This window comes from Bacillus songklensis (genome assembly GCF_042649685.1).
Classification (GTDB): Bacteria; Bacillota; Bacilli; order Bacillales; family Bacillaceae_H; genus Bacillus_BA; species Bacillus_BA songklensis.
In genome coordinates this window covers 190327-213017 of the sequence record NZ_JBHRZT010000068.1, presented here as the reverse complement: position 1 = coordinate 213017, position 22691 = coordinate 190327, and the positions used below count along the sequence as shown (strand labels likewise).

29 protein-coding genes and 1 pseudogene are annotated in these 22691 nt (G+C 39.0%); 21 read left to right on the top strand and 9 right to left on the bottom strand.

The annotated features are described in order from the left end of the window. Positions 1–26: 26 nt before the first annotated feature. Positions 27–770, bottom strand: a complete 744-nt coding sequence (locus tag ACFOU2_RS17670; RefSeq protein ID WP_377917423.1) for a DUF4397 domain-containing protein — start codon at positions 768–770, stop codon at positions 27–29. A gap of 250 nt (positions 771–1020) precedes the next feature. Between ACFOU2_RS17670 and ACFOU2_RS17665 the strand changes: the two genes are divergently transcribed. Beyond that, on the top strand, positions 1021–1212 hold the full coding sequence (locus tag ACFOU2_RS17665) for a hypothetical protein (protein ID WP_377917421.1): 192 nt from the start codon (positions 1021–1023) through the stop codon (positions 1210–1212). Next, complete coding sequence (locus tag ACFOU2_RS17660; RefSeq protein WP_377917419.1) at positions 1190–1681, top strand: hypothetical protein; 492 nt, start codon at positions 1190–1192, stop codon at positions 1679–1681. The genes ACFOU2_RS17665 and ACFOU2_RS17660 overlap by 23 nt, the downstream gene beginning before the upstream one ends. A gap of 120 nt (positions 1682–1801) precedes the next feature. On the opposite strand, the gene ACFOU2_RS17655 is transcribed toward ACFOU2_RS17660, so the two are convergent. Beyond that, complete coding sequence (locus tag ACFOU2_RS17655; RefSeq protein ID WP_377917417.1) at positions 1802–2383, bottom strand: DUF502 domain-containing protein; 582 nt, start codon at positions 2381–2383, stop codon at positions 1802–1804. Between the two features lie 258 nt (positions 2384–2641). Here ACFOU2_RS17655 and ACFOU2_RS17650 point away from each other — a divergent pair, with 258 nt between their 5' ends. The 6 genes from ACFOU2_RS17650 to ACFOU2_RS17625 all read left to right on the top strand — a co-directional run bounded on the left by ACFOU2_RS17650 (position 2642) and on the right by ACFOU2_RS17625 (position 8651). Further along, the gene (locus tag ACFOU2_RS17650) at positions 2642–2818 is read left to right on the top strand and encodes a YjcZ family sporulation protein (protein WP_377917415.1); all 177 of its coding nucleotides are present in this window, start codon (positions 2642–2644) and stop codon (positions 2816–2818) included. 192 nt (positions 2819–3010) lie between these two features. Further along, entirely contained in the window at positions 3011–4006 is a 996-nt protein-coding gene (locus tag ACFOU2_RS17645; RefSeq protein WP_377917413.1) for a PAS domain S-box protein, read from the top strand. Beyond that, the gene (locus ACFOU2_RS17640; RefSeq protein ID WP_377917411.1) at positions 4007–4414 is read left to right on the top strand and encodes an ATP-binding protein; all 408 of its coding nucleotides are present in this window, start codon (positions 4007–4009) and stop codon (positions 4412–4414) included. Between the two features lie 163 nt (positions 4415–4577). After that, on the top strand, positions 4578–6053 hold the full coding sequence (locus ACFOU2_RS17635) for an NAD(P)/FAD-dependent oxidoreductase (protein WP_377917409.1): 1476 nt from the start codon (positions 4578–4580) through the stop codon (positions 6051–6053). A 281-nt stretch (positions 6054–6334) separates the two neighbouring features. Further along, positions 6335–7120 (top strand): CPBP family glutamic-type intramembrane protease, encoded by a 786-nt coding sequence (locus ACFOU2_RS17630; protein ID WP_377917407.1) that lies wholly within the window; start codon positions 6335–6337, stop codon positions 7118–7120. A gap of 259 nt (positions 7121–7379) precedes the next feature. Continuing rightward, positions 7380–8651 carry a peptidase gene (locus tag ACFOU2_RS17625; RefSeq protein ID WP_377917405.1) on the top strand — a complete coding sequence of 424 codons (1272 nt, stop codon included), beginning with the start codon at positions 7380–7382 and terminating at the stop codon, positions 8649–8651. Positions 8652–8855: 204 nt separating this feature from the next. Here the strand turns inward: ACFOU2_RS17625 and mscL are convergent, their stop codons facing one another. Beyond that, the gene (mscL, locus tag ACFOU2_RS17620) at positions 8856–9251 is read right to left on the bottom strand and encodes a large conductance mechanosensitive channel protein MscL (RefSeq protein ID WP_377917403.1); all 396 of its coding nucleotides are present in this window, start codon (positions 9249–9251) and stop codon (positions 8856–8858) included. Between the two features lie 325 nt (positions 9252–9576). On the opposite strand from mscL, the gene kamA reads away from it, so the two are divergent. Continuing rightward, positions 9577–10998, top strand: a complete 1422-nt coding sequence (gene kamA / locus ACFOU2_RS17615) for a lysine 2,3-aminomutase (RefSeq protein ID WP_377917401.1) — start codon at positions 9577–9579, stop codon at positions 10996–10998. Between the two features lie 14 nt (positions 10999–11012). Continuing rightward, positions 11013–11282, top strand: a complete 270-nt coding sequence (locus ACFOU2_RS17610; RefSeq protein WP_377917399.1) for a YokU family protein — start codon at positions 11013–11015, stop codon at positions 11280–11282. A 161-nt stretch (positions 11283–11443) separates the two neighbouring features. Here the strand turns inward: ACFOU2_RS17610 and ACFOU2_RS17605 are convergent, their stop codons facing one another. Next, the gene (locus tag ACFOU2_RS17605; RefSeq protein ID WP_377917397.1) at positions 11444–12283 is read right to left on the bottom strand and encodes an aminotransferase class IV; all 840 of its coding nucleotides are present in this window, start codon (positions 12281–12283) and stop codon (positions 11444–11446) included. Between the two features lie 196 nt (positions 12284–12479). Then, positions 12480–13514 (bottom strand): acyltransferase family protein, encoded by a 1035-nt coding sequence (locus tag ACFOU2_RS17600; protein ID WP_377917395.1) that lies wholly within the window; start codon positions 13512–13514, stop codon positions 12480–12482. 453 nt (positions 13515–13967) lie between these two features. Between ACFOU2_RS17600 and ACFOU2_RS17595 the strand changes: the two genes are divergently transcribed. Continuing rightward, complete coding sequence (locus ACFOU2_RS17595) at positions 13968–14183, top strand: YozE family protein (RefSeq protein WP_377917393.1); 216 nt, start codon at positions 13968–13970, stop codon at positions 14181–14183. Positions 14184–14362: 179 nt separating this feature from the next. Beyond that, the gene (locus ACFOU2_RS17590) at positions 14363–15052 is read left to right on the top strand and encodes a hypothetical protein (protein ID WP_377917391.1); all 690 of its coding nucleotides are present in this window, start codon (positions 14363–14365) and stop codon (positions 15050–15052) included. A 3-nt stretch (positions 15053–15055) separates the two neighbouring features. Here the strand turns inward: ACFOU2_RS17590 and ACFOU2_RS17585 are convergent, their stop codons facing one another. Beyond that, complete coding sequence (locus ACFOU2_RS17585; protein ID WP_377917389.1) at positions 15056–15259, bottom strand: hypothetical protein; 204 nt, start codon at positions 15257–15259, stop codon at positions 15056–15058. Positions 15260–15403: 144 nt separating this feature from the next. Between ACFOU2_RS17585 and ACFOU2_RS17580 the strand changes: the two genes are divergently transcribed. Together ACFOU2_RS17580 and ACFOU2_RS25725 are read left to right on the top strand one after the other, a co-directional pair. Next, on the top strand, positions 15404–15583 hold the full coding sequence (locus ACFOU2_RS17580; RefSeq protein ID WP_377917387.1) for a YozD family protein: 180 nt from the start codon (positions 15404–15406) through the stop codon (positions 15581–15583). Between the two features lie 404 nt (positions 15584–15987). Continuing rightward, positions 15988–16095: pseudogene (locus ACFOU2_RS25725) on the top strand (IS6 family transposase); the annotation flags it as partial. 35 nt (positions 16096–16130) lie between these two features. Here ACFOU2_RS25725 and ACFOU2_RS17575 read toward each other — a convergent pair. After that, a complete protein-coding gene (locus ACFOU2_RS17575) occupies positions 16131–16598 on the bottom strand; it encodes a CBO0543 family protein (protein ID WP_377917385.1) in 468 nt (155 codons plus the stop codon). Beyond that, complete coding sequence (locus tag ACFOU2_RS17570; protein ID WP_377917383.1) at positions 16519–17682, bottom strand: DUF2515 family protein; 1164 nt, start codon at positions 17680–17682, stop codon at positions 16519–16521. The genes ACFOU2_RS17575 and ACFOU2_RS17570 overlap by 80 nt, the downstream gene beginning before the upstream one ends. Before the next feature lie 459 nt (positions 17683–18141). Between ACFOU2_RS17570 and ACFOU2_RS17565 the strand changes: the two genes are divergently transcribed. The 7 genes from ACFOU2_RS17565 to ACFOU2_RS17535 all read left to right on the top strand — a co-directional run bounded on the left by ACFOU2_RS17565 (position 18142) and on the right by ACFOU2_RS17535 (position 22208). Then, complete coding sequence (locus ACFOU2_RS17565) at positions 18142–18375, top strand: hypothetical protein (RefSeq protein ID WP_377917381.1); 234 nt, start codon at positions 18142–18144, stop codon at positions 18373–18375. A gap of 6 nt (positions 18376–18381) precedes the next feature. Further along, positions 18382–19218: a serine/threonine protein kinase gene (locus ACFOU2_RS17560; protein WP_377917379.1), complete on the top strand. Its 837-nt coding sequence runs from the start codon at positions 18382–18384 to the stop codon at positions 19216–19218. Then, the gene (locus ACFOU2_RS17555; protein ID WP_377917377.1) at positions 19205–19975 is read left to right on the top strand and encodes a sporulation protein; all 771 of its coding nucleotides are present in this window, start codon (positions 19205–19207) and stop codon (positions 19973–19975) included. Before ACFOU2_RS17560 ends, ACFOU2_RS17555 begins: the two co-directional genes overlap by 14 nt. Before the next feature lie 62 nt (positions 19976–20037). Then, positions 20038–20175 (top strand): hypothetical protein, encoded by a 138-nt coding sequence (locus ACFOU2_RS17550; protein ID WP_377917375.1) that lies wholly within the window; start codon positions 20038–20040, stop codon positions 20173–20175. 164 nt (positions 20176–20339) lie between these two features. Next, positions 20340–20954, top strand: coding sequence for a phosphatase PAP2 family protein (locus tag ACFOU2_RS17545; protein WP_377917373.1), 615 nt, complete (start codon positions 20340–20342; stop codon positions 20952–20954). A 113-nt stretch (positions 20955–21067) separates the two neighbouring features. Next, entirely contained in the window at positions 21068–21571 is a 504-nt protein-coding gene (locus ACFOU2_RS17540; RefSeq protein ID WP_377917371.1) for a hypothetical protein, read from the top strand. 313 nt (positions 21572–21884) lie between these two features. Continuing rightward, positions 21885–22208 carry a YodL domain-containing protein gene (locus ACFOU2_RS17535; protein ID WP_377917369.1) on the top strand — a complete coding sequence of 108 codons (324 nt, stop codon included), beginning with the start codon at positions 21885–21887 and terminating at the stop codon, positions 22206–22208. Between the two features lie 60 nt (positions 22209–22268). Here the strand turns inward: ACFOU2_RS17535 and ACFOU2_RS17530 are convergent, their stop codons facing one another. Beyond that, positions 22269–22421: a hypothetical protein gene (locus tag ACFOU2_RS17530; RefSeq protein ID WP_377917367.1), complete on the bottom strand. Its 153-nt coding sequence runs from the start codon at positions 22419–22421 to the stop codon at positions 22269–22271. Between the last annotated feature and the right edge of the window lie 270 nt (positions 22422–22691).

Below are 22691 nucleotides of genomic sequence, written 5' to 3'. Positions count from 1 at the left end.
TTTACCGTTTATTCTGTTGTTTTTTGTTAGTGTTGCGCCACCAATGCTTCCAAACCTGGCTTTCCGTTCATTAGGCCGACTATATAAACCGTATACGTTCGGTTTGGACGAAGACGGATCGGCGGCAATTCAAGCACCACTTTATTTGTACCTGCAATTCGGACTTCCAGATTAACCGTCATGGGACTTAACGGTAAATAGTCAGTTACTTCTTTAAATGTTATATCAGAGACGAGAACATCTCCATTCTTTACGGCTATATCAACAGCGGGGGTATTAGGTGATAAATGGATAAAGCGGATTTTCGTTTCTCCAGACGGAACTTCGTTATTATCCTTAATGAATAACAAGTCTAGAGTATTCAAAGTTCCAGCCGCCACTACCGTATACTTTTGTCCCTCATTAAAGGTGAATGTTTCTGATACGATAGGTTTATCCGTTTTCCCGGCAGGATAAATGTCAATACGGTATCGGCCTGCTTCTAGAAGTGGGAGATAATCTGTTTCTTGCTTGTAAGTAAGATTCCGGATGGTCCGTTTACCGTTTAAGTAGACATCGACTGAGGGAGTGTCTGGTGAAGCGTGAAATATACGGACCATGGGATTTCTGGTTTGTGGTTCTCGTGCGGCTTCATAGTTAGCCATGATTAGTTGGTTCATATACTTTAAATGTTTTTGGTAATAAAATACATGAAGGTTTGGATTCGAGTATTTATAATAATTTGCCAATAAGTCATACATAGCGGCCTTATAAAAATAATTATCGTACATAGACTCAACTCCTTTTTCCGTCTAACTTTATCTCTTATGTGAAAATAAAGAACTGTACGTATTTGTGACATCTACGTAACAAACATATGCTTCACCAGCGAAAATATGCTGATTTCAATAAGCTCCCATCCATATAGGCTTCGTTTAGAGAGTGGCTTTTGACCATTCATCTTCAAAAGGTAGACGAATAACCAATTTGGGAAATGGAACATATGATAAGGGTAACTGACGAAGAAAAAGGAGTGGGGATATGCGCGCCTTTTACTTAACGATGATTCGTTTAATGGTGATTGGAATCATTTTTATATTAATATTAACTCACTTTACAACGTATACAACGACCCTTAAGCATATGGAACCATCTTTATTTGTTTTTGGCGGAAAGGAAGAGGTGTTCATAAAAGAGGAGGGAGAAAAACATGATGAGCAGCAAAAAGAATGATCGAGTATTCTCTTTTTTTCGTTATATCCTTGTTCTGTACGTTGTTGTGTTTACAATGCTGTTTGCCGCACTCATTCCTGTTGCCTTTGGTTTTCAGGTAAGCATTTTTCAGGCGAAATACGAAAACGGAAAGGTTCCAAACGGATCGATTGTTGTCTCACGACATTTGGAAGAGGGAACGGATCACCCCCAAGACTTGATTGTCATGAACAAAGATGCTAAATACTCTCTGCAAACCACTAAAGAATGGAAGGAAACTATAGTCGAAACAAACAAAGAGGCGAACGTTGCTGACAGTGGAGTGGTAAAGGGGAAATATTTATACCATATTCCGTATGTGGGGTATGTTGTACAACCGTTAAAGAAAGCTATGACTCCTATTTTTATGTGCTGCATTTTGCTGTATGTGTTCACATACACCATTCATCATTCAAAAACAACGAAGTGTACGGAAGAGAAATCGAAATAAAGAAATTGTCTCATATACTAAAAAAAGAACCGTCAAAGGATCTCCATGACCTGGAGATCCTTTGACGGTTCCTTTCAGTGGATCAAAGGTAGCTCTATCTACTTTTTGCGGAGCTCTTTTTTAGTTGGATTTTGAGGTCGTGACTCCTCCGGATAACACAAATTTCATTGCCTCTTCCGGTTTAACATCTAGAAACTCAACGTCTTCTTTTGGAATTAAAAAGGTAAAGCCAGCCACTTGGAAGGTTTGGGGAATGTATACAGCAATATGGCCTTTGAGTGGATTGGCGAACGCCTCCACCTCTTCAGATGTCACAAATCCAATAACCTTCATGGAAGAATGGGGTAATGTTACAAGTGCCACTTGTGAAAAAGACTTTTTCTCCCCAAGGAAAGATTGAAATGTATCCTTAATGACAGAATACAAAGTTTTGACAAGCGGAATCCGTTCCAATATACGATCAATTAATTGAATGATTTTTCCGGTGAAGAATTGGGTGGATAACCAGCCTAATATTGTAATAAGAACCACAGTCAATAAAATGCCGATGCCGGGAATGTAGTCTTCTTGTAAATATGGCTTTAATACATTGCCGAGAATACTGTCCAAAAAGGTGAAGACCCGCAAGATAACGTAAATCACAAGAATAATGGGAACGATGGTTAATAATCCGTTAATGAAGTTCTTTAAGAAAAATTTCATGTGAAGATTCCTCTTTCTGATTAAAAATGGTCATACACATAAGTATATGTGGGGGAAATGATGAAATCAACGGAAAGATCGAAAGTATCGGATTCGAAGGTGAAAAATCTTTTCGATTTCCCAGCCCTTGAATAGAAATAGGTTTTTTACTCAAAAAAAAGAGAGAAAACTAGGCGAATGCACATACCGTACAAACTAACGCCTACATACTGTATGACTGTAGCAATTGAAATTAACAAGTAAGGAGCGGATATGGTCATGTATTATGGACATTACGATCACTGTGGGCCTGGTTATGTTAATCCTTATGCAGGGTATCCTTATACAGGATATCCTTATGCAGGGTATCATCACTGTGGGTATGGCCACAACTTTGCGTTAATCGTAGTATTATTCATCTTATTAATTATTATCGGTGCTTGCTATGTATGTTAATATGCGGGATAGAGGCAGCTTTTAACGGGCTGCCTTCCGATTGTACATCTAGATCAACGAAAATGAGAGTTGATGAATGTGATTAAATGCAAGAAATGCTAATTTTTTATTGGAAATTTGCTGAAAATAATACAAAAGGAGGGTTTTCCATATTATACTATTAACTAGGAACTCATAAATGAAGGTGGATATATGGGAAAATTCTTATTTCGACAGTTATTTGACCTATCAATTGTACCGGCACTTGTGATGAAACAAAATGGAGAAATTTTATTCGTAAATGATGCTTTTTTAACACTTCATCGATTGGAGAACAGAGAAATCATTGGTAAAAATTTTAATGAAGTTCTTCATTTGTTATCTATAAAAGAGGAAGAATTTGCCCAGATGATGGAGAGCAATGAGAAGTTTACTCTGATAAATACAAACATTCATAAACATTTTCTACATATTTATATTCATCGCTTAGAGTCTCCGGAATACGAGGAGCGGTTGTTAGTATTGCAGTGGAAAGAGTTCTCACAGAACGTCCAGAAACAAGAAGAGATTATTCGGAAGATGAAACAGTATAAACAGTTCATTAAGCAAAGTCAGGATGCTTTTATTGTCACGGTTGACGGTGTTATTCAATATATGAACCCCGCTGGTGTACGCCTTTTGGGTGGCAAGAAAAAAGAGGACTATATAGGAAAGTCCTTTTTCGAATTTATTCATCCAGATCACCTGCCTTTTGTGCAAGAACGAATGCATGATTTACTGCTTGGTTTGCCGATTGAGCCAAGAGCCGAGGTGAACCTCCTAACAGGCAGAGGAATCGTTTCGATTGAATCCTCAGCAACAAAAGTTAACTTTAAAGGCCAAAATGCCATTCAGTACTTTATCCGTGATGTGACCGATCGAAAGCATTACGATGAGATGGTTAATCAATCTGAAAAGCTGACTATTGTAAGCAAACTGGCAGCGGGAGTTGCCCATGAAATTCGCAATCCCATGACGGCCATCAAAGGATTTATTCAATTATTGAAGGCTTCTAAACAATATAACGAAGAATACAGTGATATTATGCTTGAAGAACTAAATCGGGTAGAGTCAATCATTCATGAATTTTTGACATTGGCGAAGCCAAAAAAGGAAAGCAATTATACCCAAAAAAGCTTGCAGCACATTTTGCGTCATGTCACGTTATAGTTGGCAACACATGCCAACTATAAAGATTGTCAAATTAAAAGTTATTTCCCCCAAGAACCGGTCATCATTAATTGTGAAGAAAATGCATTAAAACAAGTATTTATTAATATTATTCAAAACGGATTGGAATCGATGACAAAAGGAACGGTTACAGTTGCGTTAGAAAAGCGGGAAAAGGATGCGAAAATCATCATCCAGGATGAGGGGTGTGGAATCGAGGAGGCTTCTATTCCACGCTTAGGAGAACCGTTTTATTCAACGAAGTCTTCGGGAACAGGCCTCGGCTTGATGATCAGCTATCGTATTATTGAACAGCATAACGGTCAAATTGCTTTCTCAAGCCGAGTGGGAGTGGGGACAAAAGTTGAAGTGATATTACCATTAGTACAAGAAAACGTCCAGGTCTAAATGAAGATAACGCTTTCTTTCTTTTTATTTCGGTTAAAAACGAACGTTGGAGCTATTTTAAGATAAAATGTTCGTTTTTGATATTGACGGTCTTTGCTCCATCTGATATATTTACACATGGTTAAGAGATATAAGAAATCCATTGCCATCGGGGGAATGTTCAATGAAACCTAATTATGATGTCATCGTAGTCGGAGCAGGTCCAGCAGGGATCTTTACTTGTTACGAATTAACGCTAAAAATGCCTGAAGCAAAGGTTTTATTAATAGATAAAGGTCATGATATTTATCGGAGGAATTGTCCGATTCTTCAAAAAAAAATTGAGAAGTGTCCACCTGCGGCAGGAAAGAAAGAATTTGCCGGCTGTTTGCCCGCTTGCTCAATCACCAACGGTTTTGGTGGGGCCGGAGCTTATTCAGATGGGAAATTCAACATTACAAGCGAATTTGGCGGTTGGATGACAGACTATTTACCGGAATCACAAGTGATTGATTTGATTAAATACGTAGATGAAATTAACCTGTCGCATGGAGCAACAGAGAGTATTACAGATCCAATGACAGAGAAGGTGCGCGAAATTGAAAAACGCGGCTATGCTGCAGGTTTGAAACTATTGCGAGCGCAAGTTCGTCACTTAGGAACGGAACAAAACTTAGAAATCTTAAAGAGCATTTTTGAGTATTTAAAAGAGCGCATTGATATGGTATTTAAAACAGAAGTAGAAGACCTTGTAACAGAAAAGGTGGAAAATCGGCATAAAGTAGTTGGAATCGAACTGAAAAACGGTGAAATCATCAAAGCTGAGAAAATAGTCGTTTCACCAGGACGTGACGGTTCTGTGTGGTTAGCAAACATGCTCAAAAAGCGCCGTTTACGCATGATCAATAATCAGGTGGATATCGGGGTTCGCGTTGAAACATCCGATGTGGTCATGGAAGAAATTAATACACATCTGTATGAGGGCAAGTTCATTTTTAATACTTCAGTTGGAACGCGCGTGCGTACATTCTGCAGCAATCCATCCGGGCACGTAGTCGTAGAAAACCATTCCGGTATTATGCTGGCAAACGGCCATGCTTATAAAGATCCGAAGCTCGGAAGCAGCAATACGAACTTTGCGCTTCTTGTCTCTCATAAATTTGCGGATCCATTTGATAAGCCAAACGAATACGCACATGAAGTATCTCGTCTAGCGAACGCCTTATCAAACGGCGGTATCATCGTACAAAAATACGGAGATATCTTAAAAGGCCGCCGCTCAACAGAAAAACGCATCAAGGAGGGCTTCTTGGAACCAACGTTAAAAGAGGCGGTACCTGGTGATTTAGGTCTAGTTCTTCCATACAACACGATGAAAAGCTTGATTGAAATGACAGAAGCATTAAATCATGTAACACCTGGTCTTGCATCAGAGCATACCTTATTCTATGGGGTAGAAGCCAAGTTTTATTCAGCACGGCCGCAGCTAAATAATCAATTCGAAACCGAAATTTCTGGTCTTTATGTTGGTGGAGACGGCGCCGGTGTGACACGCGGTCTTGCTCAAGCGAGCGCGTGCGGTGTCTGGATTGCCCGTGACATTATCAACCAGTTGAAAAATGGGACAAAAAGAGAAACATTCGAGCCCGTTTTAGTATAAAAACGAACCCGCTGTTTTGTATCCACAACAGCGGGTTTGTTTTTTATGGCAAATTCTTTGTTAATGGGTTCGCTGTGTCTGAAAATGGAGCAATCCCCGCAGAATAAGGTTTCACTACATAAGCGAATCTTTTTATTTAGGCGGTTGTTTAACTGAATGGGCGCCTTTTGAATTTTGTTAAAATATTTTTTGGTGCATATTGACATTAATTGGGAAAGATACATATAATATTATCAAAAGTGATAATAAAATATAATTTGATAATAAAAGGGGAGGAAGACATGAAAGTAAAAGCATTGAAGCTGGCTGTGATTTTTGCTGTTTTTTCGGTATTGGCGTTTGCGATTACGATTCCTTATTTACTTGAAGTAACAGGTCCCGGTCTAAAAGCGAAAGGACTCTCGATACCTGAAGTAATAATAGCATCCTTTGTTAATATGATTCTTAATACATTTATCTTTAGCTTGATTGGGGCAAAATTGGCTCCAAAGGTGAATTTGAAATATGATTGGATTCGTTCCGTTATTTATGGGAAAGAAAAGCCTTTTTGGAGCAAATCGGCAGTGAAATGGGCGATAACGTGGGGCATAGTGGGAACTTTATTGATGGTGATGATTGATCGATTCATCTTTTTGCCCTTTACGAAACACTTGATGGTTAATGCAACGGAGATGGAGATTGAGTGGTGGATGGGACTATCAACGATATTGCAAGGCGGGATAATGGAAGAAATTTGGCTGCGCTTTGGAGTGATGACGATTATTGTATGGGTGCTGTCGAAGCTGTTCGCCCGGCATCAATCACTGATACCCGCCTGGATTTACTGGGCAGGAATTGTGGCTGCTGCTATTCTGTTTGGCGTTGGGCACTTAAGTGCGGCAGTCGGCGTCTATACGGTACTTGCGCCGCTTGTGATTGCCCGTATCATTGTCATCAATAGTTTACTGGGAATCGGATTTGGTTATTTATATTGGAAAAAAGGGCTTGAGTATGCAATGGTCGCTCATATGACAGCCGATTTAATGCTGCATCTTATACTGAATCAAATCGCTTATATGCTTTCATAAAAAACAGCCTTTTGGGCTGTTTTTTATGAAAAGATATCTTTTTTACGTGTGGGAACAACACGTTATGCTTAATTTAAAAGCAAGAAATCCATCGTGTTATCATATCTATTTAATAAGGAATTGACCATTTTATTTCCGGGAGCAGTATCAAAACGGTCGTGGGACCATTACGGAAAAATGTCTAAAGAGATGTCGTGCATGCGGCATTCTTTTTATTTTTTTTCGCCATTGCTTTAATAAATTCTAGGAGGTATAAAGATTGGAGCAATATAAGGAGCGCATCCATCAATGGTTATTTGAAAACAGGCTGAGAGGAACCCGGCTATTGAAGCGTCTCGTTCAAGAGGCAAGCGTTCAAGGATCGGAAAAATACGCACAAGCACTTGTCATCGAAAAGCTCCGACAGCTTGGATTGAAAATTGATATTTGGACACCGGATATTCGGCAGCTTCAGAAGCACGGAGCATTTGTATCGACGAGAACGTCGTTTGAAGACAGTCCGAATGTTGTGGGGATATTGAAAGGAAAAGGCGGGGGACGTTCCATTATTTTAAATGGTCATATCGATGTCGTCCCGGAGGGGGATGAAACGCGATGGACTTATGAACCATACAGTGCGTATGTAAAAGACGGAAAATTGTATGGCCGCGGCTCCACCGACATGAAGGGGGGGAACGTCGCTTTATTATTTGCTCTGGAAGCCATCATTTCATTGAACATTTCCTTGAAAGGGGATGTGATTTTTCAAAGTGTTATTGAAAAAGAAAGCGGGGGGGCAGGAACCCTTGCTTGTGTGTTGAGGGGGTATAAAGCGGATGCGGCCATTATACCAGAGCCGACAAATATGAAAATTCTTCCGGAACAACAAGGTTCAATGTGGTTTCGCATCAAAGTTAAAGGGAGATCGGCACATGGTGGCATGCGATATGAAGGAGTGAATGCGATTGAAAAAGCGAATGTAGTGATCAACCATTTACTAGAGTTAGGGGCTGAACGCAACGGACGCATTCAAGATTCTATGTATGAACAAATCCCGCTCCCTCTGCCAATTAACATCGGGAAAATATCAGGGGGTACATGGCCGTCTTCTGTTCCGGATACGGTAATTCTCGAAGGCAGAATGGGCGTCGCTCCGAATGAGATGATGAGCGATGCACGTAATGAAATGAAAGAGTGGTTAGCAAGATTAAAAGAGAAAGATGGTTGGTTTACAGAACATCCTGTCGGATTGGAATGGTTTGGAGCACGCTGGCTTCCCGGGCAGATTGATCCGGATCATGAATTAGTAAAGATTCTCACTTCTCAATATAGGTTTGTAAAGGCCGAGGATCCGAAAATCGAGGCCTCTCCATGGGAAACAGATGGAGGAATTTTAACGAACATAGGAGATATCCCCACCATTGTATTCGGACCGGGCATAGCGGAAGCCGCCCATTTCCCAAATGAATACATTGAGCTGAATGCGGTATTTGAAGCAGCGGAGATTATCGCACTAACAGTCATCCAATGGTGCGGGATAGCCAATGAGTAAAACGAACGGGGAGCCTATCCCCGATAAGGCTCCTTAGATATAAATCCACATTGAAAATCTGACATGGTCAAAAGCAGCACGACTTATGCGTAAATGATTTCACATGGGCATTGTTAGCTCATGTGAAATCATTTATGCGGATTCATATAGAAGGTTTTATGAAAGATCAACCGTAAACTATTTAAGGATAGCTATATAGAAAAATTAAGAATGGTCTCTTTCACCATGTGTTTGCTGCCTTAATAAGTCGCGAATTTCTGCCAACAATTCCTGGTCTTTTGTAAGTGTTGGAGAAGTAGGCTTTTCTTCATCTTTATGACGGAGTTTATGGTAAAAACGGACAAAAAGAAAGACTGAAAACGAAATAATGAAAAAGTCGACTACTGTTTGCAAAAAGGCACCATATTTTAACTCTGCGTCTCTTACTTGCAGGCTCAAGTCGGAGAAATCAATGCCACCCATCAGCAAGCCGATAAGAGGCATAATCATATCATTAACAAGCGATGTCACGATTTTTCCGAATGCAGCCCCGATGATGACCCCGACGGCCAAATCAATAACATTTCCCTTTACAGCAAATTTTTTAAATTCGTTCCACATAGTAAAGCGTCCTCCAAATTCCGTAAAGTGAATAGATGTACATGTTTTATATTATATAGAAACAAATCATCTCTTCAACCTTTTGCCTTGTTATTGCCACCCTGCTATTTTTATATTCAGGAGGCATGGGCACCTGTTATAAACCGCTTTTCTTTCTATATACATATATCAGTGAAGGAAATGAATCAAAAGGAGGGGGAGACTATTTTTGTTTGGTTAAGCTGCCGCTGTGAAGAAAAGAATAACCAATTATTCGATTCTGACATATAAAGTAATAAGCGCCCTGGGGCTTCAATATTTCCACGGCTTTAAGGAGGCGGTTTGCTTGCTGAATGATGTATATAAGCCAGAGCGTCACTGGAAGGAAGTTGAACTTTGGAAAGATGTAACGGAAGATCAATGGAATGATTGGATTTGGCAATTGACCAATACGATTAGGACCCTCGATGAGCTGAAAAAAGTGATCAATTTGACACCTGAGGAAGAAGAGGGGGTCAAAATCTCAACGAAAACCATACCGCTGAATATCACCCCGTATTACGCTTCATTAATGAACCCGGATGACCCGCGTTGTCCGATTCGGATGCAGTCGGTTCCGATTGGAAAAGAAATCTACAAAACAAAGTATGACTTAGAAGATCCGCTTCATGAAGATGAAGATTCTCCTGTTCCGGGATTGACACACCGTTATCCCGATCGTGTTTTGTTTTTGGTTACGAATCAGTGTTCCATGTATTGCCGTTATTGTACACGCCGGCGTTTTTCCGGACAAATCGGCATGGGGGTGCCGAAAAAGCAGCTGGATGAAGCCATTTCCTATATCCGGCAAACACCGGAAGTTCGTGATGTACTCATTTCCGGCGGTGATGGCCTGTTAATCAATGATAATATTTTAGAATATATTCTGAAAAATCTTCGGTCGATTCCCCATGTTGAGATTATTCGAATCGGTACAAGAGCACCTGTCGTGTTTCCTCAGCGTATCACTGCAAATCTATGCGAAATTTTCAAAAAATATCATCCCGTATGGCTGAACACGCATTTTAATACATCCATTGAGATTACCGAAGAATCGAAACTTGCATGCGAAAGATTAGTGAATGCGGGTGTCCCGGTAGGCAATCAAGCAGTCATCCTGGCAGGAATCAATGATAGCGTTGCCATCATGAAAAAGCTGATGCACGATTTAGTGAAAATTCGTGTGCGGCCATATTATATTTATCAGTGTGATTTATCAGAAGGCATTAGTCATTTTCGGGCACCAGTTGCAAAAGGACTGGAAATTATTGAGGGGCTAAGAGGACATACATCCGGCTATGCCGTTCCGACATTTGTGGTCGATGCACCAGGAGGGGGAGGGAAAATTTCGCTTCAGCCTAACTATTTGATCTCCCAAAGTGCCAATAAAGTCGTTCTTCGTAATTTCGAAGGGGTTATTACCAGTTATCCTGAGCCGGAACAGTATGTACCCGGGAGAGCGGATGACTATTTTCAAACGATTTATCCAGACATGAAAGAGAAACAATCTCGTATTGGCATTGCCGGTTTAATGACAGACGAGACTTTCAATCTGGTTCCAGACGGCTTGCAGAGACTGCACCGACGCAAGGCTTATGAAAGCGATCCGGATCATGCTTCATTAAAACAAAAGCGGGAGAAGCGCGATGAATTAAAAGAGAAAAAATTTAAGGCGCAGTTAAAGAAGATGGAAGGAAAAGAAGAGGATAATGGACCTGCATCGTCTTAAGAGGGGGCGGCGAGATGGAATGTTTATGGTGTGAATCAGAAGGGGCGGAACCCTCTGTCAACACAGTGTATTGGGAGCTTCCTGATGGTTCGCGCAGTATCGAATTGACAAATATACCTTGTATAAAATGTACAATATGCGGCGTAGAGTATCAAGAAGAAGATATCATCGAAAAAATTGAAACACAGCTGCTTTTAATCAATACGAAACAGATTGGGCAATTTATGGATTATAGTGAATTTATAAAGCTGCCGAGGGTATTGAAACGAAACTATCTAAAGTAGAAAAGAGATTGGCCTAAAACCATGAAAACACGTGATTTTGAGCCAATCCATCAGCCGAATCGTCATGGGGAATCCAATAAGATTAAGGGTTCTCGTGACGATTCTTTTGTTTAGACATGGATAAAGAGCATCCATGTCAAATTATTTACGCATAAGCCTTATTACTGAGCTACAGCTTGGTAAAGAGCTTGATATGCTTTATGAAGCTTGTTTGTGATAGGGCGATCTGCCGGCAGCACTTTCTCATCAACTTTGGCAATCGGCATGATTTCAACCGACGTACTTGTGAAAAAGGCCTCATCCGCTGATGTGAAAAAGTCTACGTCCATCTCTTTTTCCACTACTGGAATCCCTAATTTTTCAGCACATGCTATAACCGCTGATCTTGTAATACCGTGGAGAATTCGTTTTGTGGCAGGCGTTGTATATAAAATGCCGTCTTTGATGGCAAATACGTTGCTGCTGGAACCTTCAGTAACGAACCCTTGGCGAACAAGAACCGCTTCTTCATGTCCGTTTGTAACCGCTTTTTGTTTTGCTATAACGTTTGGAAGTAAATTTAATGATTTAATGAAACAGTTTGCCCAACGCTCATCTTCAAGTAGTGTGACTGAGACACCGTGCTGGCGCTTCTCAGGAGAAAACTGCTTTGCCTGGCGAATTGTCATGGCAAATTGTGCTGGTACGTCAGGGAATAGATGATTACGGGCGGCAATCCCCCGTGTGACCTGGATATAAATTTCCGCTTCTTTAATGCCTGCCCTTTGCAGCCCTTCCGCAGCAATTTCCTTTATTTCCGTACGGGTTAAAGGCATCTTCAATAAGATTTCATTGGCGCTCATTTCCAGGCGATCAAGGTGTTCCTCCATCATAAAGGGATGTCCGTCGTAAACACGAATGACTTCGTAAACTCCATCACCGAACTGATGTCCGCGTTCCTGGATTGGAATGACTTTTTCATGAATGTCAATAAATGCTCCTCCATAGTAAGCAACTTCCATATTTACTCTCCTCTTTTCTATAAAAAGTGAAACTACTGTCGCTGAGCTTTTACCACGCATTAAGGCGGGGCAAAAATACAAAACAAACTTATCATAAATTTCGAAAAAATGAAATGTTTTATTTTTTTAGGAAGAAGAGAATGAAAGAGGCTGTAATGAAGCAGAAAAGGGAGGGTGAAAGTCACCCCCCTTTTCATCAAGACAATGTTCGTTTTAAAACAATGGATAATTTCGAAATGCTGTTTTTCGGAATCACAAACTTCATGAACAATTTAAAGGAAATTAATGCATATTCGATGAGCTTGCTTCCTGTTAGCAGCGTGACTAAAATCGCAATGACTGTGAGCGAGAAGAAGTCCCATGATGAATGCAAATTTTTTGCATATTCGGTCGTGAAAAACCATTTTAAGATAAAGCCGTGAAGTAAATACACATACAAAGATCGTTGTCCGATACTTGTAAACATCAGCGGCTTAGACGGGATTAAAGCCATAAAAGCGAAAGTGGCCATCACTGAAATCATATATTGGCCTGCACGAATAAAAAATTCACCGAGATTTTCATACGTGTTCGTTCCGTACAACATGTCGGTATATACAGTATCTTGCAGGAAGTAATAAGAACCGACAAGCGTAAGTAAAAGAACGGAAGCCGAAGCGATGCGGCCCCTTAGATTTAACAGCTTTTTGAACGGGTCCTCCTTTTGCGACAAGTAGTATCCCATTAAGAAAAACGGGAAAAAGACAAGCATACGGCTAATGCTCAGCACTTTCTCAAAGCCTTCTAAGTCGACATAACCGATTCCAAGTCCTAACCCTAACGAAATGGTCAAGCCCAGCCACATCGGCAATCGTGCAAAAAATGGCAGCATTAATTTCCAGAACATTAAGCTTAGTAAGAACCACATCGCCCATCTAGGAACGAAGTATTGAAGAGTAAAGCTTTGGTCATCGTAAATCGCATTGTAATAAAACGTATAAATGGTCTGGAAAATCAAATACGGCACTAGTACTTTTGTAACGATTTTTTTGTAGTATCCTTTTTTCCTGAAGTTTTTTGAGAAATAGCCGCTCAGTAAGATAAAGACCGGCATATGGAAAATAAAGATAAAATGGTACAATGACAAGACTTGATCGTTACTTGTACGGTAAGGCGAAATTGTATGTCCAAAAACAACAAGAAAAATCAAAATGAATTTAGCGTTATCAAAATATGCGTTTCGTTTATTCATAGCATTTTTTTATTACCCCAAAGGTTAAAAAGGTAAACCTCCTTTTTAAACTTTTTTCAAAGTTGCATAAGAAAATAAGTATAGCCATAACGATTATATAATATAACGCGAATCGGGGCTTTTGTCCAATGCATCTTTCAATAAAACTGGAGATAGGAAACATAAGTAGGCCCTTAGCTAACAAGGGCCCAAGGAATTTCTAGAACCTGGTCCACCATTATAATTTTTTATCTAATTTTAACATCTTTGTAAAGATTGAAAAGAAGGAATCTCCTTCAAAATCAAACAATCTTTGAAATCGTTTCCATTTTTTGGCCGAAACTAAATAATTTTTCTTTTTTTCAGCTGACGGTATATGTTATGGTAAAAGAAAATTTTAAAAAACATGAATCAAAAACAAAGAGTTGTTAATAGATTAAATACTAACATAGCAGAAAACTAGGGGGGCTACACATGAAGTCGTTTTACCATTACATGATGAAATTTCGTCATAATCAAGGAGGGGATCCGTTAGGGGAGCTTGCACGTTTTGCTTATAATGATCACAGTTTTCCGAAATCATCTACCGATTATCATGAAATTAGCTTGTATTTGGAGATGAATGGACACTTTTTAGAAAGTATGTCTATTTTTGACCAGGCATGGGACCTTTATGAAAATGAAAGGTGATAGGGCTTAAAGTATTCCAAGAAGGGAAAGGAGGCATCAAAAGATGCCTCCTTTTTGCTATATAAGAAAGCATAAATTGCACGTTGATTTTGTTTACCTTTCTATAGCGCTTTTTTGTTTACTGCATATACTATTGTAACTTCTAAGTACACGTTATTGGCCGCGAAGGAGGTGCACCGATGTCAGAAGGGAAAAAGCCAAAATTTAAAATAGGCGATACAGTTGTCATCACAATTCACGGAACAGTCGGCACCATTACGGATATTAAAATAATGGATGGGAAATTCGTTTATGAAGTGAACGATAGTGAGGGTCTTTTTTTAGAAGAGACCATTCAGCTTTTAGAAGATTACAAGGGGAAAATCTTAATACAGGAAAGAGTAGATATTGAATACCAGTTTTTTTTCGGCGATGTCGTGCAAGTGTCCAACTACGGAAAAGATCTATTTAAAATTATCGGTATTCGAACTGAGATATGGCGCTATTATGAGGATGCGTGGGAAGATGTCGTGTATGAGCTTTCTAGAATCAGCGACGGTGAATGGCTAGAAGCGAGCGAGGAAGAACTAATTTTGGTTTCATCCCATGATAAGGCGGAAAAATATCTTCAAAGCATCGGTATTTTGTATTTAGGAAAAGAAATTGACAAAACGGAGTTGCTGCCAACCATGAAAAAGTCAAATGAACAGCAAAAGGACCAAGAGCGCATCCGAAAAGAGCGAAGTGAAATCATAAACGGATTGTTGGATGTCTATAACGATTACCATACATTATATAGAATGTTCAGTGACGACGAGTATTTAGAAGTCATGAATCTTGTGTTAAAACACTTAAAAAAAATGACAGAGCAACAAAAAAATGATAGTTGAGCATCAAGAAAAAAATTGAAACAATAAATAGATTGTAAACGGGCATGCAACCCCATATAGAAGGAGATGCAAACTTCTTTCCAACCATTCATCAATCGTCTCATGATCTAAAAGATAAGCAATGACAGATATGATGGACTGGTTTTCTTTTTTGTGCTCTTCGTTCACCATTTCTGGAATATAAGAATTACTTTCTACTAATCTCACTATAGATTCCCCCCGCATTTACTTGTTTTACTAGAATGTATGATCAACTGCCGGGAGTTTAGAACAAAAAATGGACAAGCCTTAGAAAAAAGTTAGACATACATTGTAAGCCTCTAACATACATCTTAACAAAGGGGTGATATTGTGAAAGAAATCGAAGTGGTGATTGACACAGAAGAAATCGCAGAGTTCTTTTACAATGAACTAGTTAAGCGAGGATTTGTACCAACAGAATTTGAATTGGAGGAGCTTGCAGATATTACATTTGATTACTTACTTGAAAAATGCATTATTGATGAAGAAGTGGATGCCGACAATGATTAATGGTGAAGAAAGTAACGACGGGGCAACTCGTCGTTTTGCTATCTTATGATGGTAAAAAAGGTAATAGTCCATCTTTAATCATAAAAAGAGATTGAAGGGCGTTAAAGTAATCACTTGTTATATCGGATTTTGCGAGAACAGGCAGAGTAAACCATTCCTTACATATGCCGGTATCCAAAAACCAATCCGAGCGATCGGGAAAGGTGTGGGGCGCATCGTCCCAAGCCAAGTGGAGCGGCGGGCTGTATAGTTTACGAGCCCGCTCTTTTTTGCGTTAAAAAAGGCAGGCGCATAGTCGGCCCTTGATGCTGTATGAGGGTGAAGATGAGCGAATTTCCATGCTCCCTCCAGCACATTGGGGTGAAAAAAGAGAAGACTATAAATTTAAGGCGAATTGTCACTTTGTTCCAGTCGCACATATGATGAAAAAAGGACAGGTTCACCAACAACAGGTGAAGTCTGTCCAAAATAAAGTCAAGTTCATACATGAGTTGTTTGGATTAGCCTTTTAACTCCAAATTCGAAAGAAATGAATGGCTCTATGTTTCTAGTGAATGTTTTGGCAACAGAACCGGAAAAACTTCCAAACAATGATTAAAAATAGCATATACCCAAAAAAAGAATAAGCATGATTCCATTCCTTATGATGTATAAACCATCCTAGTTGTTCAGTAAATTGTTCCATAAAACATATGACAACACTAATAATAAGTATCATGATAAAACATGCAAATGCCCGGATCCGTTTGGCAACAAACAAAAAGAGGATTGTAGAGAGAGGAAGGATAACTAAAGTAAACACAATATTGATTGTAAATATTTCGGGGAAAAGCCTAACAGGAAAATGGTACATCCCCTTTCCAACAAAAATTAAATCTAAATAAGTCCCAACTAATGAAGAGAAAAGAGCTGATGCTATATATGCATAAAGATTTTTACTCCCGTCTGAGAAAGATTGCCTTTTTTGCAATAATGGCAAGTTCGATTTTCTCAATCGTTTTACAGTAATCTTCATAAATTTCCCCACCTGTGTATTTTTCTTCTTCTATTAAGTAATCGACAATTCTCCAATCATCAAACCAGTCCCCTTTTTCAGCTTCTGGATGATTAATATTTTTCCAGGCAAATTGCAATGGGGGACTGTATATACGCAGTGCTCCTTTTTTTAGCTGACACTTTTTTGTCCTGCGCCGGTAAACCGAACCCGGCAGCGACTCGTTCACATGATGAAAGAGATGAACCCAGTAATCTGTTCTCGAACCTGTGTGCGTATGTTTCTTTGCCCAAAGCATAACATCTTGTAAGATGTTTTCTTTATGAAAAAGCAATGAATATAATCGCTTTCCCAAAAGGATTCGTTCATGAAGTGAAGTGAAGTGTTGAAGGGTACACCCTATTAATTCTGGCTTTTCACCTTTTCCGTTTTTATAAAAAGGAAAAATAATATGATTAAAACGTAAAAAATCATAAAGCTTAAATCCAACTGTCTTTAAAACCGTTTTTTGAAAATGCTCATTTTGAACAACCCTTCTTTCTAAATAGCTTTGTTCATTAATCACTGTTGCAATCGCTAAAAGATATCGGTTCCCATATTCCCAAAAATGATTCCACATGGTTTCCATAAACGTTGAAACGTTTAAATAGGGAAGAAGATAAAATAAGTTTTTTTTAGTTTTTAAACTTTGTCGATACAGTAAGAATTGCGGGAAAACATCTTGGAATATTAGCCAGTTTCCGCGTTCTAAAAATAAAAAAAAATTTCTTTGTTCTTTTTCGGACAGTAACCTTGTTAGGAGATCACCTTTTAAATCTGTCATATGCCAGCCGCCGTTTCGTGATACCATATGGCCTAATAGGGCCCAGTGGATTTCAGGATGCTGAAGAAAAAAATTAAAGTAAGCTTGTGTTCTGGTGACATTATTTACATTAAACTCATTGGTGATTTCTTTAATATAATGAATGAGGTTTCTTTCGTCTTTTGTCAATTTTAACTCTGTAAAAGAGCTTGACTTATTTTTACTTTTTCTTTTCAATTCTTCTTTTATTTCAAGAAGAGACTTTATCATTATTTGCTTTTTTTCGTAATGGCTGATAACCATTCTTTTCCCTCCTGTCCTACGAATGTACTTGCGTAGAAAGGAATATGTATATGAAAAATTGCTTTTATCAAAGAGAAGGTTGACAATTGTATGAAACAAATGGTTGAAGCCGAAATAAACACGTTGATTACCATTCTTATAAAGGAACAGAATCTTGACGGATCATCCGTCCTGCCCGTTTGAAACGGGTATTTCAACCGATTGTTATATGATCATCTTATTATGCATATTAGAAATAAATGATGGGGATTTAATACAATAAATATTCTCTTATCATTAAGGTAGTCGTGTTTATCTTGCTTTCTCACATCAGTTTCTAAAAGGTTGAAAAAATTTTGAAGCAAAAGATATATAAAAGTGAAACTTTCTAAAAACATATGCGTATATTTACGTACAGAATATAAATGAATGGTTCCTTCTCAAAGGAAAAGGTCATTTCAATGAAATGAGGGAAAATACATGATTAAAAAATTTTTAAAATCTATTCTTGGCAGCAGTCACCACCATTACAGCAGCAGTGACTACAAGAACTATCATTCATATAAGAAACCGCATCACTACAGCAGCAGTGATTACAAAAAGCATCATTCATATAAAAAGCCCTATCCGCCAAACCATGGAAGCTATGGTCACCACCATTACAAGAGAAAACACAAAAGCGGCAGTTTCTTTTCAAGCTTTTTCAGCAGCTAATAACATATGATTCGTCAAGTTGTTGAACGCATATATACCTTAGTGATGGATCGTCCTCTTAAAAAGGGGACGGTTGTTGCTGCGCGATATATGATCAAACGGGTATTAGGAATGGGCAGTTATGGAATTTCCTATGTTGCCTGGGATTTAGTAAATAACGTTGATGTTGTATTAAAACAGGCGAGAAAAACAAAAATTAAAATGGCAAAAGGAAAAAAAGCTTTCGAGTACGAAGCGAAATTGCTGCAAATACTTTCTCATCCAAACATTCCATCGCTGCATGAAGTGATTCAAAATAAGCAAGGTCATTTTCTTGTGATGGATTATATTCAGGGAGATACTTTCGAGGATTTGATTTTTCGGGAAGGAAAATCATTCTCCGAGAGAGAAATGCTGAATATTGTATGGAGTATTTTGGATATTACAGTTTATTTTCATAGTCAGGGAATCGTTCATCGCGATTTGCGAATTCCGAATATCTTGTGTGTAGACGGCCAAATCTTTATCATCGATTTTGGACTGGCCCGCTTCTTGCATGATATGCCGGAAGAAATTGATGACGGGTTTATCGAAAAGAAACTAATGAGGGAAATCAGCGTCCAAAGCGATATATATGCACTCGGGCATTTTATGCTGTTTTTGCTTTATTCGGGTTATGAACCGACTTCCTTACTGGAGAAAAGCTGGGAAGAAGAATTAAATTTATCCGGTGATTTAACAAGGATCATCCGAAAAATGCTGCAGTTGGACCCCCCTTATGAGACAGTAGAATCACTTAGGGAAGATATGATTCATTATTTAGATGGCAATGAGATTGGGAGGAAAGAAGATGGCATTATTTAATAAAGTATTAGCCCAAATCGGGATTGGAGCGGCAACCGTAGATGCGAAGCTGTTCAAAGCCCAATTGACTGCAGGAGAAAAAGTCGAGGGAATCGTAGAAGTGTACGGAGGCAATACAGACCAAAAGATTGATTGTATTTATTTGCGTTTGTATACGACATATGTTCGTGAAGTGGACGATAAGAAAGTAAAAGAAAATTTTGTGTTAAACAATTTTAAAATAAACGATCCGTTCACGATTCAGCCGGGCGAAAAGAAAGAAATTCCTTTTTCTTTTAATTTACCGGTCGACACACCTGTCACGATGGGCAATACCCGCGTCTGGGTAACGACAGGTCTTGATATCAAAAATGCGATTGATCCAAGAGATGTAGACTATGTGGAGGTATTGCCAAATCCCATTATTCATGAAGCCATTAATGCGATGGTTGATATTGGCTTTCGCTTGCGTCAAGTAGAATGTGAAGAAGCACCACATCGTCTTCGCCGTCGTTTGCCGTTTATGCAGGAATTTGAGTTTGTCCCAACGACAGGTCCTTTCTACGGTAAATTAGATGAAGTTGAATTGACATTTTTGCCAGACGGCCAAGATCGCTTTGAAGTGTTCATGGAAGTAGACCGCCGTGCCCGCGGGTTATCCGGCTTGTTTGCTGAAGCGCTTGAGATGGATGAATCTATGGTTCGCTTTTACGTGACAGATCAAGATATTCCGAAGTTACAACAGATGTTCAGGGATGCCATCCAACGCTATAGCTAAGGCTCTTCGCATAATTCTCCTCCTTTCACGCATATTAAAAATACGAGAAAGGAGGAGAAGGAATGGCACATAAACATAGCAATCAAGTACAACAAAAAGCGATTATTAAATCAGGTAGAACCCAGCCTGAGTTTTCAAATGAATTTGTGGCGAATCAGGCTCCAAAAAGTGAACACTATAAAAAATCAAACAAAGAATAAAGCGCCAAAGATGGATGTGCCGATATCTCTTAAAAGAGATTTTCGGCCGGTTTTACATAGTGGACCTTGACGTTTAGTTGTTGAAAGCAACAATTTAGCGACAAGGTCCATTTCTATTGTATATTTTAAAAACCTTTCATTGAAAGAGAGAAAGAGTGTTATATATGAAACAACGACATCTACCATTCATAATTTTACCTATTTTATTCTTTTTACTGCTGGCCTTCATTTATAAAACAAGTGTGATTAAAGGATTGGATTTAGTGATTACGCTTTCCGCGATTGACATAAGGACGGATAGGTTGACGTCATTCTTCATTACCGTCACAGAGATTGGTTCCTGGCATGTGATGGCACCGATTTGGTTTATCCTTCTTATTCTTTTAATGGTACTGAAGAAAGCGGGAACAGCCATATTTTTGACTGTAGTATTTTGGGGCTCAAGGACTCTTAATTGGCTGTTGAAGGAAACATTTGACCGCCCGCGACCTGAGATCGATCAGCTTGTTCATGAGGCCCATTATAGCTTTCCAAGCGGGCATGCGATGAACTCGATGGCTTTTTATGGCTGCTTGGCGCTTCTTCTGGTCATTTATTGCAGAGAAAAAAAAACTTTGCGTCTAACCATCCACATATTGCTGCTTATCTTGATTTTACTCATTGGAACAAGCCGCATTTATTTAGGTGTGCATTATTTTACCGATATCTTAGCGGGCTACAGCATGGGTTTTGCATGGTTGTATGTCACGTACCAATTATTTCGACAAAAAATCCAATAAAGGAAACTTCCATCAGTGGGGGTCTTATTGCCCGTTAATGCGGGATAAAAACAGGATTAAAAAATGGAGGAGCGGGATATATAACATAGGAGCGCAAAGAGGAGGAAAACACCATGATTCAACCATTTCGTGAACTGTTTATGAACCGGTTACATACGCAGATGAGCAAATCACAGTCGCCAGAGGTTGTACAGTTCGGTCAAGAGATCAAGACAAAACCGTTTCATGAACAAATTCGAATGTTATTTTCTCAAATCCCGAGATTTTACGGGCATGTTCACATGGAACTGTTAACGGCTTTAAGTGGAACGCTGGGGTATGCGGCAAAAACATTTGTTTTACAGTCGTTACAGCAGCTGGGATGTGTACCCACAGGGCAAGCGTCTATGTTGTGCGGCCCGAGGTTTTATCAGTTAAACGCAGACGGAGAACTAGAGCTATTTGCAGATTTGTCCGTTACGTGCAGGAAAGGCAATGTATTATTCATATCTGTTAAGTGCACAAAATATGATCTTATTTGTGATTCCGCCTTACGTTTGATCTGTGAACGAATTCAACAGCAACTGATCAAACAGTTAAATAACCATCATCAAGTTGAAAACCCAGAGGCTGTTTAACCATTGCCTTTGGATTTTTCTTTTGACCTTCATGGGATAGGGGACAACTTCTCCTGCTTTATAAGGAGAAAGACATAGAGAATAGTTGTCATTAAAAATGCAGCTCATTTAAAAATACTGTAAAAAACAGGTTCAGAGAAAGCTTTGAACCTGTTTTTATTCGACAAAAACTTTCATGATTAGATAAAGGAATCGACAAAGACGGGTACGAATTATTTTAATTAGGGTGCAGTCAATAAAATGAAACTTCCATCAGTAAGAGTGTATCATCGTTAGTATGGGAGAAAAACATGTAGTTGGAGGGGGAAGAGAGATGTTAAACAGGCTATTGGATGTAAAAAGAATCGTAAAGAGAAACGCAGAATATGATGTGACGATTATGCAAACGCCAAATAAGGGAGAAGACAAAGGATATCGCCAGGTTTATCGATTGTCAGTAGCAGCTTCATGTCATGCAGAAATTGTACATAAAATATTTCAAATGTTTAATGTTGCAGACACTCTTCCAAGGGATTTCAAAGCAAGATATATTAGTACAGGAGATATTGTATTGATCGATGAAGGAACAAAAGGCCAATTTTACTATAAACTGATACCTGGCGGATGGAAATTGATCAATCGCGTGCAAGTTCGTTAAAAGAAGCTGACTCAATCGGGTGCTTTGTTCCTTTTGAGTCAGCTTCATCCATGTTATGGTTTAATAATCCTTTCCGTTATGGCCAGGACCATTTTTGCGCTTCATAGCGCTATTTTCCTTGCCGTGAGCTTCTTGTTCAGCAATGATAGCTTCTGGAGGGATATGGTTATTTTTCTTTGGCGCATTAATGCGGTTTCGATGTTTTTTACCCATATATATCACCTTTGTATTATAATTTTCTATCCGCTTTTGATGTCGCAGGTTTATTTCTAGATCTTGATTTCGGGTTGGTCTCATTAGCGTGTTGAACGGCTTGAGCCAGCTTTTTGCTCATTTGTTGTTGTGCCATGGTTCATCACCTCTTTCGTTAAATAGCATCACCTTTTTTCCTTGAATTAGACAAGCCAGATTCTGCAAATATAGGAGTGACGTGATTGGAAGAGTTTACCCCGCAATATTTTACAAAACACGAAAATACGGCTG

What these genes read in the sequence shown, in the direction of transcription:
- ACFOU2_RS17670 (WP_377917423.1), bottom strand. Translation starts at nt 770, where the DNA reads ATGTACGATAATTATTTTTATAAGGCCGCTATGTATGACTTATTGGCA.
- ACFOU2_RS17665 (WP_377917421.1), top strand. Translation starts at nt 1,021, where the DNA reads ATGCGCGCCTTTTACTTAACGATGATTCGTTTAATGGTGATTGGAATC.
- ACFOU2_RS17660 (WP_377917419.1), top strand. Translation starts at nt 1,190, where the DNA reads ATGATGAGCAGCAAAAAGAATGATCGAGTATTCTCTTTTTTTCGTTAT.
- ACFOU2_RS17655 (WP_377917417.1), bottom strand. Translation starts at nt 2,383, where the DNA reads ATGAAATTTTTCTTAAAGAACTTCATTAACGGATTATTAACCATCGTT.
- ACFOU2_RS17650 (WP_377917415.1), top strand. Translation starts at nt 2,642, where the DNA reads ATGTATTATGGACATTACGATCACTGTGGGCCTGGTTATGTTAATCCT.
- ACFOU2_RS17645 (WP_377917413.1), top strand. Translation starts at nt 3,011, where the DNA reads ATGGGAAAATTCTTATTTCGACAGTTATTTGACCTATCAATTGTACCG.
- ACFOU2_RS17635 (WP_377917409.1), top strand. Translation starts at nt 4,578, where the DNA reads ATGAAACCTAATTATGATGTCATCGTAGTCGGAGCAGGTCCAGCAGGG.
- ACFOU2_RS17630 (WP_377917407.1), top strand. Translation starts at nt 6,335, where the DNA reads ATGAAAGTAAAAGCATTGAAGCTGGCTGTGATTTTTGCTGTTTTTTCG.
- mscL (WP_377917403.1), bottom strand. Translation starts at nt 9,251, where the DNA reads ATGTGGAACGAATTTAAAAAATTTGCTGTAAAGGGAAATGTTATTGAT.
- ACFOU2_RS17610 (WP_377917399.1), top strand. Translation starts at nt 11,013, where the DNA reads ATGGAATGTTTATGGTGTGAATCAGAAGGGGCGGAACCCTCTGTCAAC.
- ACFOU2_RS17605 (WP_377917397.1), bottom strand. Translation starts at nt 12,283, where the DNA reads ATGGAAGTTGCTTACTATGGAGGAGCATTTATTGACATTCATGAAAAA.
- ACFOU2_RS17600 (WP_377917395.1), bottom strand. Translation starts at nt 13,514, where the DNA reads ATGAATAAACGAAACGCATATTTTGATAACGCTAAATTCATTTTGATT.
- ACFOU2_RS17595 (WP_377917393.1), top strand. Translation starts at nt 13,968, where the DNA reads ATGAAGTCGTTTTACCATTACATGATGAAATTTCGTCATAATCAAGGA.
- ACFOU2_RS17590 (WP_377917391.1), top strand. Translation starts at nt 14,363, where the DNA reads ATGTCAGAAGGGAAAAAGCCAAAATTTAAAATAGGCGATACAGTTGTC.
- ACFOU2_RS17575 (WP_377917385.1), bottom strand. Translation starts at nt 16,598, where the DNA reads ATGAAGATTACTGTAAAACGATTGAGAAAATCGAACTTGCCATTATTG.
- ACFOU2_RS17570 (WP_377917383.1), bottom strand. Translation starts at nt 17,682, where the DNA reads ATGGTTATCAGCCATTACGAAAAAAAGCAAATAATGATAAAGTCTCTT.
- ACFOU2_RS17565 (WP_377917381.1), top strand. Translation starts at nt 18,142, where the DNA reads ATGATTAAAAAATTTTTAAAATCTATTCTTGGCAGCAGTCACCACCAT.
- ACFOU2_RS17560 (WP_377917379.1), top strand. Translation starts at nt 18,382, where the DNA reads ATGATTCGTCAAGTTGTTGAACGCATATATACCTTAGTGATGGATCGT.
- ACFOU2_RS17555 (WP_377917377.1), top strand. Translation starts at nt 19,205, where the DNA reads ATGGCATTATTTAATAAAGTATTAGCCCAAATCGGGATTGGAGCGGCA.
- ACFOU2_RS17550 (WP_377917375.1), top strand. Translation starts at nt 20,038, where the DNA reads ATGGCACATAAACATAGCAATCAAGTACAACAAAAAGCGATTATTAAA.
- ACFOU2_RS17545 (WP_377917373.1), top strand. Translation starts at nt 20,340, where the DNA reads ATGAAACAACGACATCTACCATTCATAATTTTACCTATTTTATTCTTT.
- ACFOU2_RS17540 (WP_377917371.1), top strand. Translation starts at nt 21,068, where the DNA reads ATGATTCAACCATTTCGTGAACTGTTTATGAACCGGTTACATACGCAG.
- ACFOU2_RS17535 (WP_377917369.1), top strand. Translation starts at nt 21,885, where the DNA reads ATGTTAAACAGGCTATTGGATGTAAAAAGAATCGTAAAGAGAAACGCA.
- ACFOU2_RS17530 (WP_377917367.1), bottom strand. Translation starts at nt 22,421, where the DNA reads ATGGGTAAAAAACATCGAAACCGCATTAATGCGCCAAAGAAAAATAAC.